The organism is Dermacoccus sp. GAS27A (genome assembly GCF_044909235.1).
Taxonomy (GTDB): domain Bacteria; phylum Actinomycetota; class Actinomycetes; order Actinomycetales; family Dermatophilaceae; genus Dermacoccus; species Dermacoccus nishinomiyaensis.
The window spans coordinates 176,117-192,478 of record NZ_JBIYDW010000006.1 but is presented as its reverse complement, the minus strand read 5'-3'; the positions used below and the strand labels follow the sequence as shown (position 1 = coordinate 192,478).

At 67.6% G+C, this 16,362-nt stretch carries 13 protein-coding genes; 3 read left to right on the top strand and 10 right to left on the bottom strand.

Annotated features, from left to right (window positions below):
- Positions 1 to 38: 38 nt before the first annotated feature.
- Genes ABH936_RS08395 through ABH936_RS08385 form a run of 3 tightly spaced genes read right to left on the bottom strand, consistent with a single transcriptional unit; the run spans position 39 to position 3,437 of the window.
- Positions 39 to 1,067, bottom strand: coding sequence for a methionine synthase (locus ABH936_RS08395; protein ID WP_313490039.1), 1,029 nt, complete (start codon positions 1,065 to 1,067; stop codon positions 39 to 41).
- A gap of 7 nt (positions 1,068 to 1,074) precedes the next feature.
- The gene (gene mnmA, locus ABH936_RS08390) at positions 1,075 to 2,229 is read right to left on the bottom strand and encodes a tRNA 2-thiouridine(34) synthase MnmA (RefSeq protein WP_074046202.1); all 1,155 of its coding nucleotides are present in this window, start codon (positions 2,227 to 2,229) and stop codon (positions 1,075 to 1,077) included.
- Positions 2,229 to 3,437, bottom strand: coding sequence for a cysteine desulfurase family protein (locus ABH936_RS08385; RefSeq protein WP_404603008.1), 1,209 nt, complete (start codon positions 3,435 to 3,437; stop codon positions 2,229 to 2,231). Before ABH936_RS08385 ends, mnmA begins: the two co-directional genes overlap by 1 nt.
- A 340-nt stretch (positions 3,438 to 3,777) precedes the next feature.
- On the opposite strand from ABH936_RS08385, the gene ABH936_RS08380 reads away from it, so the two are divergent.
- On the top strand, positions 3,778 to 4,578 hold the full coding sequence (locus tag ABH936_RS08380; protein WP_404603007.1) for a GNAT family N-acetyltransferase: 801 nt from the start codon (positions 3,778 to 3,780) through the stop codon (positions 4,576 to 4,578).
- A gap of 13 nt (positions 4,579 to 4,591) precedes the next feature.
- Here the strand turns inward: ABH936_RS08380 and ABH936_RS08375 are convergent, their stop codons facing one another.
- Both ABH936_RS08375 and ABH936_RS08370 read right to left on the bottom strand, forming a co-directional pair.
- Positions 4,592 to 5,812 carry an MFS transporter gene (locus ABH936_RS08375; protein ID WP_038567438.1) on the bottom strand — a complete coding sequence of 407 codons (1,221 nt, stop codon included), beginning with the start codon at positions 5,810 to 5,812 and terminating at the stop codon, positions 4,592 to 4,594.
- Positions 5,809 to 7,641, bottom strand: coding sequence for a hypothetical protein (locus ABH936_RS08370; RefSeq protein ID WP_404603006.1), 1,833 nt, complete (start codon positions 7,639 to 7,641; stop codon positions 5,809 to 5,811). Before ABH936_RS08370 ends, ABH936_RS08375 begins: the two co-directional genes overlap by 4 nt.
- A gap of 1,041 nt (positions 7,642 to 8,682) precedes the next feature.
- Here ABH936_RS08370 and ABH936_RS08365 point away from each other — a divergent pair.
- Positions 8,683 to 9,897, top strand: coding sequence for an IS110 family transposase (locus ABH936_RS08365; RefSeq protein ID WP_404603005.1), 1,215 nt, complete (start codon positions 8,683 to 8,685; stop codon positions 9,895 to 9,897).
- A 265-nt stretch (positions 9,898 to 10,162) separates the two neighbouring features.
- Here the strand turns inward: ABH936_RS08365 and ABH936_RS08360 are convergent, their stop codons facing one another.
- The 5 genes from ABH936_RS08360 to ABH936_RS08340 form a co-directional block, all read right to left on the bottom strand.
- On the bottom strand, positions 10,163 to 11,119 hold the full coding sequence (locus tag ABH936_RS08360; RefSeq protein ID WP_074040761.1) for an electron transfer flavoprotein subunit alpha/FixB family protein: 957 nt from the start codon (positions 11,117 to 11,119) through the stop codon (positions 10,163 to 10,165).
- Positions 11,120 to 11,156: 37 nt separating this feature from the next.
- Positions 11,157 to 11,936, bottom strand: coding sequence for an electron transfer flavoprotein subunit beta/FixA family protein (locus ABH936_RS08355; RefSeq protein ID WP_006945995.1), 780 nt, complete (start codon positions 11,934 to 11,936; stop codon positions 11,157 to 11,159).
- A 105-nt stretch (positions 11,937 to 12,041) separates the two neighbouring features.
- Positions 12,042 to 12,569: a hypothetical protein gene (locus ABH936_RS08350; RefSeq protein ID WP_006945992.1), complete on the bottom strand. Its 528-nt coding sequence runs from the start codon at positions 12,567 to 12,569 to the stop codon at positions 12,042 to 12,044.
- Positions 12,570 to 12,571: 2 nt separating this feature from the next.
- Entirely contained in the window at positions 12,572 to 13,369 is a 798-nt protein-coding gene (locus ABH936_RS08345; RefSeq protein ID WP_404603004.1) for an enoyl-CoA hydratase/isomerase family protein, read from the bottom strand.
- Positions 13,370 to 13,372: 3 nt separating this feature from the next.
- Positions 13,373 to 13,918, bottom strand: a complete 546-nt coding sequence (locus tag ABH936_RS08340; RefSeq protein WP_006945928.1) for a T3SS (YopN, CesT) and YbjN peptide-binding chaperone 1 — start codon at positions 13,916 to 13,918, stop codon at positions 13,373 to 13,375.
- Between the two features lie 33 nt (positions 13,919 to 13,951).
- On the opposite strand from ABH936_RS08340, the gene glgX reads away from it, so the two are divergent.
- Positions 13,952 to 16,354, top strand: coding sequence for a glycogen debranching protein GlgX (gene glgX, locus ABH936_RS08335; protein WP_404603003.1), 2,403 nt, complete (start codon positions 13,952 to 13,954; stop codon positions 16,352 to 16,354).
- Positions 16,355 to 16,362: the final 8 nt, after the last annotated feature.

Here is a 16,362-nt window from a genome sequence, read left to right as displayed (position 1 = left end):
CGGCAGGACGAGCTATGGCACCAGATGCGTCGACGACGTCAGCCGACGCTTTCTCGCAGCATCGTGGCCGCTTCGATCGCGAGGCGCTGAATGCGAAGGGCGTCCTTGGGCGGCAGCGTCGCCAGACCACACGCGGGGGTGACGACGAGGCGGTCGAACTCCGCAGCCCCGAATCCGATGCGGTTCCACATCGCGAGGAACCGTTCGACGTGGGCGCGCGGGTGACGCTCGGTCGACGTGGTTGGCACGAGCCCGGCCCACAGCGTCATCCCGCCGTCGATCGCCTCACCCAGGGCGTCGAACTGGGGCTCGGCGACGAGCGACGTGTCGAGCGCGACACCGTCGAGGCCCGCGCGACGCAGGAGCGCGATCGGCGCGTCGGGCGCGCAGCAGTGCGCCGTCACGCTCGCCCCGCTCGCCCTGACCGCGTCGACGACGTCGCGCAGAACCTCACCGGCCCGCCCCTCGTCGACGGGATGCAGCCGGCGCATGCCGGACAGCGAGCGAATCGAGCCGGCGAGCACGGCGGGCAGGCTCGGTTCGTCGAGCTGGACGACGACGTCGGCGCCGGGCACGAGACGTCGCAGGTGCTCGACGTGGCCGACGGCGCCCGCGGCCAGCGACTGTGCCAGATCTCGCGACGCCCCGGCGTCGCTGACGACGCGTTCCCCGCGGGGCAACCACAGCGACGCGGCCAGCGTCCACGGACCGCACACCTGCGTCTTGAGCGGTCCGACATAGCCGTCGTAGGCCTCGGCGACCTCGTCGAGATCCTGTTGCAAGAACCCTTGAGCGCGGCGCAGGTCGCGCCCGCGAGCCGAGCCCGGGGGCGTGAGGCGCCAGCCACTAGGCTGCAGGTCGACCGGCATCTCGACGAGCAGGTCGGCAGCTCGGCCGATCATGTCGGCGCCCGGCCCACGCGCCGGTTGCTCGGGAACGTACGGGATGCCGAAGCCGTCGGGAACATCCCCGACGAGCAGGTCGCGCACCTGCCGCACGGCGTCGCGCGACCCGACGTCGGGCAGCGAACCGACGCCGCTCGTGCGAGGCCCGAGAAGATCTGCCACGGCCTACTCACTCGCCCCCGACGCTCGGGGAACCGTCAGAGCTTGTCGTCGAATCTCCCACCGTAACAACAGAACTCGACTGACGCGGCGCACGTGACGTAGCGGTGATCGTCGCCGACCCGACGACGCGCGTGCCCTCGTACAGCACGACCGACTGCCCCGGCGCCACGCCGCGTGTGCGCGCGTCGAGCCGCACGACGACGCGGTCATCGTCAGCGGTCACGGTCGCAGGAAACTCCTCGCCGTGCGCCCGAAGCTGCGCGCCGAGCCGCACCTCACCGACGGGCGGCGGGCCGGGCCAGCGGGCGTGCGAGCCTTCGATGACGTCGACGCCGAGCAGATCGGCCGTTCCGACGACGACGGTGTTCGTCTTCGGCTGGACGTCGACGACGTACCGCTTCGCGTGGTCGTCGCGCGGCACCTTGAGTCCGAGCCCGCGACGCTGACCGACGGTGTACGCGTACGCGCCCTCGTGCCGGCCGACGACCTCACCGTCGGTGTCGACGATGTCGCCGGGCTTCTCACCGAGCCGCTTCGTCAGCCACGCCTTGGTGTCGCCGTCGGCGATGAAGCAGATGTCGTGGCTGTCGGGCTTGTTCGCCACGTAGAAGCCCTTGGCCGCGGCCTCCTCACGAATCTGCGGCTTCGTCGTGTCGCCGAGCGGGAAGAACGAGTGCGCGAGCTGCTCGGCGTCGAGCACCCCGAGGACGTACGACTGGTCCTTCGCCATGTCGACGGCCCGATGCAGCTCCTTGCCGTTCGGGCCCTCGACGATCTGCGCATAGTGACCGGTCGCGACGGCGTCGAAACCGAGCGCGAGCGCCTTGTCGAGCAGCGCCGCGAACTTGATCTTCTCGTTGCAGCGCAGACACGGGTTGGGGGTACGTCCGGCTTCGTACTCGGCGACGAAATCCTCGACGACATCGGCCTTGAACCGCTCGGCCATGTCCCACACGTAGAACGGGATGCCGAGGCGATCAGCGACGCGGCGCGCGTCACCGGCGTCCTCGATCGTGCAGCAGCCGCGAGCGCTCTCGCGCAGCGTGGCAGCGGACTGGGACAACGCGAGGTGGACCCCGACGACGTCGTGGCCCGCCTCGAGCATGCGCGAGGCGGCCACGGCGGAATCGACTCCACCGCTCATCGCGGCGACGACGCGCATCACGACACCTTCCTGGTAGCTTCCTGGGCTCTGCGGGCGCGTTCGGCGACGGCCGGCAGCGCCTCCAGGAAGGCGTCAACGTCGGCCTGCGTCGAGGTATGCCCGAGGGTGAGGCGCAATGCGCCGCGCGCTCGTTCCTCGGGGATGCCCATGGCGAGCAGGACGTGGCTGGGACGCGGCACGCCGGCCTGGCACGCCGAGCCCGTCGAGCACTCGACGCCCGCGGCGTCGAGCAGGTAGAGCATCGAGTCGCCGTCACAACCGGGAACACGCAGGTGGGCGTTGCCGGGGAGCCGTGACGTGCTGTCGCCGCGCGTCCAGGCGCCGCTGATCTCGATACCGAGGTCGAGCGCGAGGGCGCCGTCGATGAGGGCGTCACGCAGGCCGACGAGACGCACGGCCTCATCTTCGCGTGCGGCACAGGCGAGTTCGACGGCGACGGCCAAGCCCCGGATGCCGGCGACGTCGAGCGTTCCGCTGCGCACCTGACGCTCCTGGCCGCCGCCGTGGGTCAGCGGGTCGAGCTTCGCGTCGCGGGCGAGCAGCAGCGCTCCGACGCCTTGCGGCCCGCCGAGCTTGTGGCCGGTGAGCGCGAGCATCGTCGTGTTCGATGCGGCGAAGTCGACGTCGACGTGGCCGATCGCCTGCACCGCGTCGGTGTGGAACGGGATCGCGAACTCCGCGCAGACGGCACCGATCTCGGCGATGGGCTGCACGGTGCCGACCTCGTTGTTCGCCCACATGACGCTGACGAGCGCGACGGTCCGCGGCCCACCGTCAGCCTCGATCGCGGCACGGACGGCTGCTGCCGTGATGACACCGTCGCTCGTGGGTTCGACCCAGGTGACGGCCGCACCCTCGTGCGCGACGAGCGCCTCGACGGCGTCGAGGACGGCGTGGTGCTCGATGCCACTGACGACGAGCCGGCGCCGCGCGTCATCGATGCGGCGCGTCGCGCGGTAGGTGCCCTTGATGGCCATGTTGTCGCTCTCGGTGCCGCCGGAGGTGAAGATGACCTCCGACGGACGCGCCCCCAGAGCCGCTGCGATCCGCTCGCGCGACTCCTCGACGACGCCGCGCGCATTGCGGCCACTGGTGTGCAGGCTGGACGCATTGCCCACGATTGCCATCTGTTTCGCCATCGCGTCGATCACCTCGGGGTGGATCGGCGAGGTGGCAGCATGGTCGAGATACACGCGATTCGGCACCCGCCAAGCTTAGTCCCGCCCGCCGACAGCGCCATGTCGCGCCCGATGAGCCTGGTGAACGCCTGGCGCGCAGGCCCGGTGTGGTCCCTGGAAATTCGGATGCATGCGGCGGACCTCACGGGTCACACTGACGGCGATGACCACCTCACCTGAATCCTCAGTCGGCCTCCACGACGCCATCACGACCGCTGCCCTGCGCGACGTCCACCCCCGATTGCGCGACTGGTACGACGAACCGACGCTGGCCACGAACATGCGGTCCCACCTCGCCGAAGGTGCCGAGTGGGTCGGCGACGAGGAGTTCGGTGCCGCCTACCGCGACGGCGTCGCCGACATCGACGTGCCCGGTGCCGTCGACTGGGCCAATCGCCTCCTCACCCTGCCCTGCGGTGGCTGGGCCGTCACCGGGATCCGGTTTCGAGGTCGCGACCTCACCAAGCCGTTCGTGGAGATCGCGGCGCACGACGCCGGCGACGCGTCGTCGGGCGATCACTGGCACGCCATGGCCGACGAGATCGCGCGGGCCTACGCCCCGTTCGCGCCCGGGAGGCTCCAGGTCTTCACGTCGTCGCCGGACTCGGCGCGCGTTTCCCTTGAAGCCTTCGGGTTTCAGACAGAGGTGGACACCTACCTCGTGGCCGGTCTCATTCGCGAGTTGCGAGAGCGTCCTCGGAGCACGAGGTTCGACGACGTGACCCTCGCGCCCATCTCGGCATCGGCGGCGTCGCGGCTCGCGGAGCGGGTCCACGACGATCTGGCGGAACAGAACCCCGAGACGCGTCTGTGGTCCACGCCCCAGACCCCGGAGGAATTCGACGAACACGCCGCGGCGGGAACGCTCTTCGGCATCCACCTCGCCGGCCGACTCGTCGGGATCATCGCCGCCTTTCGCTGGAACGCCCATGGCATGACGGGATTCACCGTCGCCGAGAACGTCATCGACGCGCCGCACCGCGGCCAAAAGCTCGCCCCCGCTGCGATGCAGCACCTCTTCGAGATGCTGCCGGCCGCCGACGGCGACGTCTTGTGGGGCACGATCCACCCCGACAACCAACCCTCGCTGCGCAATGCCCTCGGCGTCGGTCGGGAGATCGTCGGCGCTCACCTGTGGGTCACGCCCGCAGGCTGGCCCGGGTGGTGACGCCGCGCCGTCATCACTCCGCGCTCTCGGCACCGGGTCCCGGGATGGCGCGCACCTCCGCCGAGAACGCCCCCACGGCGGCCGCGAGCAGTAGCAGGACGGCCACGCCCCAGGCGAGCGCCGCGAAACCGGCCGAGCCGAGCACGAGACCGGCCAAGGCCTGTGCGCCCGCGCTGAACACGAGGGAGGCGAGGCCTGCCGCCGTCAGCACGCGTCCACGCAGTTCGTCGGGGATGAGACCGAGCAGGTAGGGCTGCCCCGCCACCGCGACGGTGGGTACGGGCACGAAGAGCAGGAGGGTGAGGCCCACCATCCACGCAAAGCTGTGCGCGACGGCGAGGACGGCGACGAGCACCGCCATCGTGAGCATCGCGGCCGTGATGAGCGCACGAGCCGACCACCGGCCGATGACCCGCTGGGCGAGCATTCCGCCGAGCACGAGGCCAATTCCTGCGACGCCGTCCACCACACCCACACGCCAGGCGCCCTGCCCCGTTGCCTGCAGGTGCAGGTTGAGCCCGATGGCGAGTGAGATGACCGCGCAGTTCCCGATGAGCCCGAGTAGCAGGAGCGTCTGGGCCGCGCGCGAACGACGCAGCCACCCGAACCCTGCGAACAGCGCGGCATGCAGAGGCTCGGTGGGCCGCTCGCGGTCGAGTGTGCCGAGGCGGCGCGGCAAGCGCGTCGTGAATGCCCACTCCATTGCCGAGAGCACCACGTTGGACATGAACGGCACTACCGGCGCGATGCCGTAGAGCACACCACCGAGGGGCGGGCCGAGGGTGGCGATCACCGCGTCCCTCGTCTGCATGCGCGCGACGGCCTCTCCTAATTCATCCTCCTCGACGAGGTCAGGCAGAACGGTGTGGCGCACCGAGCCCAGTGCCCCACTGCACGCGCCTTGGATGACGGCCAGCGCTGCGAGCAGCCCGAGACTCAGCACGTCGGTGACGATGAAGGCAGCGAGCACGCCGTAGAGGAGCACCTCTACCCCGGCGTCGAGGAGGAGCAGGCTGCGACGGTCAAGGCGATCCGAGATCAGCCCGCCCGGTAGCACGGTGACGATCTGAGTGGCGGTGCGCAATGCACCCACCAGCGCCGCGGCCCTGACGTCGTGCGTCACGGAGTAGGCGAGGAGCGTCCAGCCAAGCATCGCCAAAGACGTGCCCAGCTGCGACACGGTCTCGCCCGCGAACCACAGGGAAAAAGCAGACCGACCTTTGGTAATCGTCATAGAACAGCTTCCCCGAGGACACTTTTGCAGACATCGATCGACAGTCTTCTCAGCGACAGGTCGAGGGCGCCAAGCCCATGCTCAGCCCCCCATACTCCGCGAGCCGTATGCGCAGGGGAGGACGTTCCCAAATCCAAGCGGCGGCCCAGCTGCGCGCGGTTGGCGGCGAGCCACGCCTGCGCGCTCGACGCATCGAGAGTTCTCAGCAAACCCGCCAAGCCGGCGTGCCACCCGAGACTGTGACTGTAAACGGGTCGAGAAAGACGATTTCGGAACATATCCAGACCGTGACTCACGCGGCGCCCGCCCACCTCAAGAGCTTTGGCGGCAAGAAGGAGGCCAGCAGCTCCCTCGACGAGATGAGGACTGCGCGCATCTGCCTGAGCGATAGATGGGAGTGAGTCTTGACTCACATTCAACATAGTCAAGCGACGCGAGACGTGGCGCGTACAGGCGTCCAAAACATCATCCTCGAGCCGGCCAACGATCGGTGGGATTGCCGGAAGTAGAGAGCAGACAATCTTCTCTTCACCCTGAGCCTCGATCAGATCGACCCAGTTGTCGCTTAGCAGAAAAGCACACCGCGACAACAAGCGATCAACCGTCCGAAGGGAAATTTCGTCAGATATACTATCGCGCACCAAGTTAAGGGAGAAGATAATTCCCGTCACGCCTTCCGCGAAATTGGTCACCAAGCGACGATTCGGCGATAGAAACTCCTCTATTGAGCGCAATGCCAGATTGACGCTGCACACGTTTCGGGCAAGCAGCGCCTCAAGCAGGAAAGAGGACCAACCTCCATCCAGACCTGGGCCCGCCTCGTGACTGTGACAGTCTGTGCCAGCAACCGGCTCCCAGGGATCGCACGCCAACCATGAGTGAATCAAGCGCAACCCGACATGCGATAACGAATCGACGCCCGAAAGGTCACGCTTTAACTCTGACTCAATCATCAGCAAACCACCCGACCGACCCTGCTTGTCAGCTTCTACCGAACTATCTGGCGATCCAATCTTGAAACGATCGAGCCGGGAGGACACCTCGGGCGTACACGATAACTCCCTGAGGTAGGCGTCCACGTTAGGGCCCAGAGGGAATCGAGCGGTCGCCGGCGCCAGCAAAAATCTGCGCAAGCGATCGACCGAGACAACCCTCCAGGTAGACGGATGACACCCTTCAGAAGATCTAAAGTCGGAAGCCAGGCCTATCCCCAGCGTTAGGCTTGGCTCTGCACTCATCGGACAGAGAGACCCCGCATCAACGAAGCGTAGGCCCGAGGGGCTGATGATGATGTTTCTCGGATGGACATCCAGATAGGAGAAACCCCTAGAGTCAAGTAACTTCAAGGAATTTGCGACCTGGCCACACACCTGATCTGCCCAGTCGGCGTACGTTGCCCCCGCTCCGTTCCAGAAGTCGTCAAGCCCCCACCCTATGAGGTCGTTGAGAAGTTCACCTTCAACATACTCCATGGCCAGGAAGGCATGATCCAGGTAGTCGTGGTAGGAGACCACGCGAGGAAAAATACCTAACCCCTCCACCACATTGAGCGCGTCTCTTTCCGCACGCAAGCGCTCGTAGCCGTCGCGCCCCAGATCATCAAAGCCAGCCCAGCGGCGCCCCTCCTTCAAAACAAGGCGCTGTCCGTCCGTGGAACGCACAACATAAACACCCCCAGCGAGAGAATGCTGAATAGCCCCCTCTACCGCGTAGGGGAGGTCGTACGACGGTTCCAGACCGGGCACCCACGATGGCCGGTCTCCGCTGGGGACGAAACCGCCACCGAAGGTTCGGACATCACGAATCTCAGCGCCATCCGGACGTGTCATGTACGGCTCGAGTCGCCACGTTCCGGGATCCACTCGAAATAAGGACCTAAAAGCTCCATAGCGACAGTGGATCGGGGAATTTCCAAGACGGAAATCCGTCAAAATTCGCGCGCCCGACGCATAGGGGGAAAGCGCCCTTTGAAGGTTATCGACGATAGCATCGAAGGTTTCAAGGTCACGCGGGTAGACCGCGGCACACTTCCCCCCCCCCAAGACGTGGAGCATGCTGACCGTTCTGCCCGTAGAAGTGAGCGACGGATTTCAGAGTCTTACACGGCGTCCCATGGTTTCGCGCAACCATCTTGACCGCTTCGAGCCCATTCATCAGCTCCTGCGGTTGCAACGAAACATGTATCTTCCAACCCGAAGCCGGCAGCCCCTCGGAACTGCCCCAGTAGTTCCACATGATACCCCACCCCGCGACGCGAGCCCCGCCGCTCCGGCAGCCGATGCCTGAGCGGCGGGGCGCTACGAATCAGTGATCCGACTCGGTCTCGATCAGAAACGAACTGATCAGCGAGAAACAGGTCTTGCTCGGGGGGCCCTTTAGCGCCTCGACGGTCGACGCGGACTCGATGGACTGCATTTCAATGAGTTGCATGATGCTCTCCCAGGGTTTACAAGGATGTCAACTCTGGCGAGTTGACATCCTTGAGCCTACACGTACAACTCTACAGAGTTGGCTCTATGAGTTAGCCAGTTCTCGCGGCCGGCAGCCAAGCACGGATCGCTGGTCGTCGGACCCCCGCCGCGCGAGGCAGACCCCGGCAAGGATGAGGCAACGCTCGACGCCCCGTTACCTTCTTCGTGTCCCCGATGATGGGGATGCTGGCCGCTAGGCCCGGTATGACTGACTGCCCCTGTCGCACGCATGATCCGGGGGGGGTGAAGCCGGCAGGGCGCTGGTGGCGTCGGATGACCGGTCATAGGGACACGGCCTCAAGCATGAAGGTCTCTTCGTAACGTGGCTGCCGGCACCCCTCGCCCGCCACGCGGCCAGCACGGGTTGAACACCGTGCACCTCCTCGAAGGAGGGCCCTGATGGACGGGCTACCCGAGCGCACCTACGCGGTCTACCTCGGCCTCGACGTCGGCAAAGAACACCACCACGCCTGCGCCCTCGATCCAGCAGGAAAACGACTGCACGACAAGACGCTGCCGCAAGACGAGCAACGCATCCGTGACCTACTCACTGACCTCAGTGTGCACGGTGACGTCCTCGTCGTCGTCGACCAGCCCGCCTCGATCGGTGCGCGCCCCGTGGCCGTCGCCCGTTCGATGAATATTCAGGTCGCCTACCTGCCCGGCCTTGCGATGCGCCGAATCGCCGACCTACACCCCGGCAACGCGAAAACTGACGCCCGCGACGCGTACGTCATCGCTGATGCCGCACGCACCCTGCCCCACGCGCTACGCCGTGTCGACGTCGGTGACGACGCGCTGGCCGACCTCGAAGTGATCGTCGGGTTCGACGACGACCTCGCTGCCGAAACCACTCGCGTCACCAACCGCGTCCACGGCCTGCTGACCCAGATCCACCCCGCCCTGGAACGCGCGATCGGCGGGAGCCTGCACCACCCGGCGGTCCTTGAGTTGCTGTCCCGCTTCGGTGGGCCCAGTGGCTTGCGCACCGCCGGACGCCGACGCCTGCTCGCGGTCGCGAAGCCCCGCGCGCCCCGCAAGCACGAAGCGTTCGTCGACGCGATCATGACTGCCTTGGACGAGCAAACAGTCACGGTGCCGGGCACGCGGGCTGCTGACCTCGTCCTACCGAAACTCGCCGATCAACTCGCCCGCCTGCTCGCGCAGCGCGCGGAGGCAGCGACGCAGGTGGAGGAAATGCTCGATGCGCACCCTCTTGCCCAGGTCCTGACGTCCATGCCCGGCGTGGGTGTCAGGACCGGTGCGCGCATCCTGCTCGAAGTCGGCGACGCCTCCTCTTTCGCCACACCAGGGCACTTGGCGGCCTACGCCGGGCTTGCGCCCGTCACGCGCCGCTCGGGCACCTCGATCCGCGGTGAGCATCCCAGTAGGTCGGTCAACAAGAACCTCAAACGAGCGTTCTTCCTCGCCGCGTTCGCAGCGCTCAAAGACCCCGCCTCACGCGCGTACTACGACCGCAAACGAGCTGAAGGTAAACGCCACAACGCCGCCCTGATCTGCCTCGCGCGTCGCCGCTGCGACGTCTTGTACGCCATGCTGCGCGACGGCACGACCTACCAACCAGGCCGCCCCGTCACACCGATCGCCGCTTGACGAAGACCATAGGGACACCCCCCGTGGTCGCACGTGTCGACGATCAGGCGCCTCGCGTTCTGGAAGATGCAGCGACGACCAGCGAGTACTCCTTCGGCGACGAAGGTGGATCATGTCCCAACAGCGATCAGCAACCCACCGGATGATGCCGCACCGGCGGCCCAGGACGGACCAAACGGCTCGCGGGCAACGGTTGGTATGACGAAGGCGCCCGGCCTCCCTGATGGGAAGCCGGGCGCCTTCGAGGCGTGAGAGGTGCGTCAGGTCAGTTCTTGGCCTTCGCGACGGCCTCGGTGGCCTGCGGCAGCACGTTAAACAGGTCGCCGACGACGCCGAAGTCGACGAGCTCGAAGATCGGCGCCTCCTCGTCCTTGTTGACGGCGACGATCGTCTTGGACGTCTGCATACCGGCGCGGTGCTGGATGGCACCGGAGATGCCGGCGGCGACGTACAGCTGCGGCGAGACCTGCTTGCCCGTCTGGCCGACCTGGTTGGTGTGCGGGTACCAGCCAGCGTCGACGGCGGCGCGCGAGGCACCGACAGCCGCACCGAGCGAGTCGGCGAACGCCTCGACGGGCGAGAAGTCACCGTTCGTGCCGCGACCACCGGAGACGACGATGCGCGCCTCGCTGAGCTCGGGACGACCCGACTTCTGCTTCTCCTTGCGGTCGGTGATCTGGGCGCTCTTCGCCGCGTCCGAGACAGACACGGTGACGGCGACCGGAGCAGCCTGCGACTGCGACGCCTGCGGCGTCGCCGAGTTCGGCTTCACCGTGATGATCGACATCGGCGTCGTGGCCTGTGCCTTGAGCGTCCAGGAACCGGCGAACACGGACTGCGTCGTCACCGGCGCACCACCGTCGCCGGCCTCGACGTTGACGGCGTCCGTCGTCAGACCCGAGTTGGTCTTGACGGCGAGGCGCGCCGCGGCCTCGTTGTTCGTGCCCGACGAGGGCAGCAGAACGGCGGCCGGCGAGGCCTGCTCGACGACGGCGGCGAGCGCCTCGGCGAGCGGGGCCGGGTGACCGTCGACCTCGGCGGAGTCGATGACGTAGACCTTCTCGGCGCCGAACTGCGCGAGACGCGGGCGTGCGGCGTCGACGTTCGAACCGACGAAGACGGCGGACGGCGTGCCGAGGCTGCGCGCGAGCGTCAGCAACTCAGCGGTGACCTTGCGGACCTGGCCATCGACGTGGTCGACCAGGACGAGAACTTCAGCCATGGTGTGTTTCTCCTCAGTCAGAAAGTGTCGGTGGCGATCAGATGAGCTTGGCGCCGGAGAGGAACTCGACGAGCTTCGTGCCGCCGTCGCCCTCGTCGGTGACGATCTGGCCCTGCTCGCGCGGGGGGCGCTTCGTCGTGTCGAGCACCTTGGTGGCCGCGGCGTCGAGACCGACCTGGCCGGCGTCGACACCGAGGTCGGCGAGGCTCATCTCCTCGACCGGCTTCTTCTTGGCCGCCATGATGCCCTTGAAGGACGGGTAGCGCGGCTCGTTGATCTGGTCGGTCACCGACACGACGGCCGGCAGCGACGCGACGACCGTCTCGGACGCGACGTCGGAGTCACGACGACCCGTCGCCTGAGCGCCGGAGACCTCGAGGGTCGAGACCTGCGTGAGCTGCGGCAGGCCGAGGCGCTCGGCGACCATGGCCGGGATGACACTCATGCCGCCGTCGGTCGAGGCGAGACCGAACATCACGATGTCGGGCTGGCCGACCTTCTTGACGGCCTCGGCGATGACGAGCGACGTCGCGAGGGCGTCGGAGCCGGCGATGGCGTCGTCGCTGATGTGGATGCCCTTGTCGGCGCCCATCTGCAGCGCCTTCTTGACTGCTTCGGCTGCGTCGGCGGGGCCGACGGTCAGCGCCGTCACCTCGCCGCCTTCGGACTCGACGATCTTGAGTGCTTCTTCGACCGCGTACTCGTCGAGCTCCGACAGGAGGCCGTCGACGTTCTCGCGGTCGGTGGTGTTGTCCTCGGAGAAGCCGCGCTCGCCCTGGGCGTCGGGCACGTGCTTGACACAGACGACGATGTTCATGCGTCTACCGTCCTTTTCGTAGGAGCTTGTCCGTCCGAGATTACGTTACCCGTCGGTAACGTCGGCGTCGAGCCCTCGCACGGATCGTGGATGTGAGGAAGTGAATCAGCCGTGCGTCAGCTTGACGACGAGCAGACCGATCAACGTCAGCGCGACGATGATCCAGGGCAGCAGACGGTTGACGAGAGTCGAGGCGGCACCCGTCTCCCCCTGTGTGAAGTCGGCCTTGCGGCCGAGGAGCGTGTCGACGATCGCGGCCGCGATCGCGATGACGAGGCCGACGACGAACCAGATCGTGGGGTTCGCGCCCCACACCTTGTCGACGTCGCGCACCATGCCGGTCCAGCCCAGCAGGGCGAAGAACATGCCGACGAGCCCGGCCAGGGCCAGCACGATGGCGCGCGTGCGCGCCTGGCCCGCCTCGCGGGCGGTCAAGGGCGATGACACGGGGTAGTCCTTTCCGTAGGCGACGGGATCTCCGAAGATCTCGCGTGCCGTCTTGTTCTGGCGGATGCAGGCGTCGTCGACGTCGCCGAGGGCGTCGTCACGCTGCGCGGGGGTCGCGCCCCGATCGGCGAGAGCCGCGAGGAACGGCTCCTGCCAATCGGGTTCGACCTTCCACTGCTTGATCATGCTCAGCGGCCTTCGAACTGCGCCTTGCCCGGCCCCTGCTCGACGAACGAACGCATGCCGATCTCGCGGTCCTTCGTGGCGAACAGGCCGGTGAACAGCTGCGACTCGATGGCGAGCCCCGTCGCGAGGTCGCCGTCGAGGCCACGGTTGATGGCCTCCTTCGCGGCGCGCAGGGCGACAGGCGGGCCGTTGACGAACGGCTTGACCTTCGCGAGCGCCGCCTCGTACGTCGTGCCGGGCTCGACGAGTTCGTCGACGAGACCGATCTCCAGCGCCTCGTCAGCCTTGACGAAGCGACCGGAGAAGACGATGTCCTTCGCCTTCGACGGCCCGACGAGACGAGCGAGCCGCTGCGTGCCGCCCGCACCCGGGATGACGCCGAGCAGAATCTCGGGCTGGCCGAGCGTCGCGTCGTTCGCGGCGATGCGGAAGTCCGCCGTCATGGCGAGTTCGCAGCCGCCGCCGAGGGCGTACCCCTCGATGGCGGCGACCGTCGGGAACGGCAGCTCGGCGAGCGCGCGGAACGCGTTCTGCAGCTTCGTGCCACGTTCGACCATGTCGACGTAGTCGAGCTGCTGCATCTCCTTGATGTCGGCGCCAGCCGCGAACACCTTGTCTCCACCGGTGATGATGGCGGCGCGCACGTCGGCGTCGTCGAGCAGGTCGGCCGCGACACGCGCGAGCGAATCCTGGATCTCCGCGTCGAGCGGGTTCATCTTGGGTCGATCGATGCGGATGGTGGCGACACCGTCCGTCACATCCAGCTTGACCCACTGGCCGTAGGCGACCTGCTCAGCCATGGCTCAGGCCTGCCCGCCGGCGGGCGCGTCACCCTCGCCGGGCTGCGCGAACGCGGGGACGCCGCCCTCGGCCGCGTGCGGGCCGTCGGAGCTGGCGCTCTGGTGCCACAACTGCGTCGCCTGCAGGATCATCTGCGTCGTCGACGGCAGCACCATCTCGAGGTCGAGATCCGGCGTCACGAGGTGTTCGCCGGAGACGACGACCATGTCGCGCGCGATGCCGACCTTGACGATGTTGAGGCTGAGGGTGACGTCGTTGGCCGCGTTGAGGCGCTTGGTCAGGTCGGACGTTATGTCGTCCGTGATCTGCCACTGACCGAACAGCCGAATCAGAGCGATCTCACCCTCCATGACGCGCACGAAGAGGTTCTGGTCCTCGACGGAGTACATGATGTCGCCGTCGGAGTCGATCTGCGGGTTGAAACCGAAACCGCCGAGGATGCCGACGATCTTGTCCGTGAGGGAGGCCGCGCCGGAGGTGTCGCCGGCGCCCGTGCCGGGCGCCGGAGCGGGCTGGCCGAAGTTGGGCAGAGCTGTGGGATCAGTCATGTGGCCAACCTACCGACTCTTATCCTGGTTCGCATGGCCGACCCGCAACGAGTCTTCGTCCGCACCCCTCGTCCGGGCGTCACGCTCGAGCGGGACGGCGCGATCTTCTGCGTCGTCGCGGCCCACGCGAGCGCAGTCGAACTGTGCCTGTTCGGCACGCAGGATGCCCCGGCGGGCGAGTCGCGCGTTTCGATGATGCGCCTCGACGGCGGCCATTGGGCGGCGATCGTTCCGGCGGCCGGCCCCGGGACGACGTACGGGTACCGCGCGCACGGAGCGTGGGCGCCCGCGGCGGGCCTGCGTCACAACCCCGCGAAGCTGCTGCTCGACCCCTATGCGGGCTTCGTCAGCGCCGAGATGACGTGGCGGCCCGAAGTGTTTGGGCACGTCGTCGACGACGCGTTCGCGGGCGACGCCCGAGTGCGGGATGACCGCGATTCCGCGCCGTTCGTGCCGCGCGGCGTCGTCGTCAGCCACGATTTCGACTGGGGCGGCGACGCCCGCCCCCAGGTGCGTGACGCCGACCGCGTTCTCTACGAGGCGCACGTCAAGGGTCTGACGGCGCAGCATCCCGACATCCCCGAAGAACTGCGCGGCACCTACGCGGGGCTCGCGCACGCGTCGATGACGACGTACCTGCGCGATCTCGGCGTGACGAGCGTCGAACTGCTGCCGGTGCATGCGTTCGTCGACGAACCGCACCTCGTCCAGCTCGGGCTGAACAACTACTGGGGTTACAACACGCTCGGCTTCTTCGCGCCGCACGCGGCGTATGCCCATGCGAGCGACGCGCAGGGGGTCGTCGACGAGGTCAAGTCGATGGTGAGGTCGCTGCACGCGGCGGGGCTCGAGGTCATCCTCGACGTCGTCTACAACCACACGTGCGAGCAGGGCGGCCACGAGGGCCCGACGTTGTCGCTGCGCGGACTCGACAATGCGACCGCCTACCGTCTCGGCGAGCACGGCGAGGACATCGACATCACCGGCTGCGGCAACACCCTCGACGTGCGCGAACCCGCCGTCATGCGCCTCGTGCTCGATTCCCTGCGGCACTGGGTGAGCGAGTATCACGTCGACGGTTTTCGCTTCGACCTCGCCGTCGCGCTCGGGCGGGCGCCCGGTGATGACTTCGACCCGCGGGCGGCGCTGCTCATGGCGATGCAGGCAGACCCGGTGCTGTCGCAGGTGACGCTGATCGCCGAGCCGTGGGACATCGGCCTCCACGGGTGGCGAACAGGGCAGTTTCCCGCCGGCTTCGCCGAGTGGAACGACCGGTTCCGCAACACGGTGCGTGACTTCTGGCTCGCCGACCTTGCGGCGGCATCACGCGGCGACGGTGGCGGCGGGCAGCACCCCGGCGGCGGGGTGGCGGATCTCGCGACGCGTTTGACCGGGTCGCAGGATCTGTTCGGCGGCCCGCTGCGCCGGCCGCAGGCGTCGATCAACTACGTCACGGCGCACGACGGTTTCACGCTCGCCGACCTGACAGCCTATGAGACGAAGCACAACGAGGCCAACGGGGAAGACAACCGCGACGGCACGAGCGACAACCGGTCGTGGAATCACGGTGTCGAGGGTTGGCCGGGTGACGCGGTCGACGAGTCGGGTGGTGAGCCGACGTCAGACGCCGCTGCCGGGAGCGGTTCGGGTGGCGCGGGCGATGTGGCAGCGGATCTTGCAGCCCGACGACTGCACTCGATGCGCAACATGCTCGGCACGTTGCTGCTGTCGGCCGGCGTGCCGATGCTGACCGCAGGCGACGAGTTCGCTCGAACGCAGCATGGCAACAACAACGCCTATTGCCAGGATTCGCCGATCGGCTGGGTTGACTGGAATCACTCCCCCGCCCAGCGTGATCTGCTCGCGACGACGCGGCACCTGCTCGCCCTGCGGCACCGCTTCGGCGTGCTGCGCCATCCCGATTTCTATCCCGGCTCCCGCGCCGCGGTGGGTGAGCCTGACGTGCGCTGGTTCTCCGCGGCCGGGGTCGGGCTGAGTGACGCCGAGTGGACGTCCCCCTCGACGCGCACGCTGCAGGCGTTGTTCGACGGTGGTGACACGGACGACGAGTCGGTGCTGCTCGTCCTGCACGGGGCGCTCGACGCTGCGACGGTGACGCTGCCACCATCACCGCACGGGGGCGGCTGGAGCGTCGTGTGGGATTCGGCGCAGCCGTCGCCGCCGCCAGAGGGCCGGTTCGTCGCGAGCGGTGACACGTGCGCCGTCGACGGCCCGTCGATGCTCGTGCTCACGCCGTCGCGGCAGAGCTCCCGGAAAGGGTCGAGGAGAAACGCGCTCCCAGAAGCGCGAATCTCCACAACCCCTATCTGTCGTCACGACGACGCCAGCCACAGCCGCTGCACGACGCAACGAGCAACAAGTGATTCGGCTGCGGGCGCTCGTCCGTCACGGAACGCGGCTGCGGACGCAGCGTGACCGGTATG

Excerpts from the sequence above, each read along its gene's own strand:
- mnmA (WP_074046202.1), bottom strand. The coding sequence starts at position 2,229 with ATGCGCGTCGTCGCCGCGATGAGCGGTGGAGTCGATTCCGCCGTGGCC.
- ABH936_RS08375 (WP_038567438.1), bottom strand. The coding sequence starts at position 5,812 with ATGACGATTACCAAAGGTCGGTCTGCTTTTTCCCTGTGGTTCGCGGGC.
- ABH936_RS08370 (WP_404603006.1), bottom strand. The coding sequence starts at position 7,641 with ATGACACGTCCGGATGGCGCTGAGATTCGTGATGTCCGAACCTTCGGT.
- ABH936_RS08365 (WP_404603005.1), top strand. The coding sequence starts at position 8,683 with ATGGACGGGCTACCCGAGCGCACCTACGCGGTCTACCTCGGCCTCGAC.
- ABH936_RS08360 (WP_074040761.1), bottom strand. The coding sequence starts at position 11,119 with ATGGCTGAAGTTCTCGTCCTGGTCGACCACGTCGATGGCCAGGTCCGC.
- ABH936_RS08355 (WP_006945995.1), bottom strand. The coding sequence starts at position 11,936 with ATGAACATCGTCGTCTGTGTCAAGCACGTGCCCGACGCCCAGGGCGAG.
- ABH936_RS08350 (WP_006945992.1), bottom strand. The coding sequence starts at position 12,569 with ATGATCAAGCAGTGGAAGGTCGAACCCGATTGGCAGGAGCCGTTCCTC.
- ABH936_RS08345 (WP_404603004.1), bottom strand. The coding sequence starts at position 13,369 with ATGGCTGAGCAGGTCGCCTACGGCCAGTGGGTCAAGCTGGATGTGACG.
- ABH936_RS08340 (WP_006945928.1), bottom strand. The coding sequence starts at position 13,918 with ATGACTGATCCCACAGCTCTGCCCAACTTCGGCCAGCCCGCTCCGGCG.
- glgX (WP_404603003.1), top strand. The coding sequence starts at position 13,952 with ATGGCCGACCCGCAACGAGTCTTCGTCCGCACCCCTCGTCCGGGCGTC.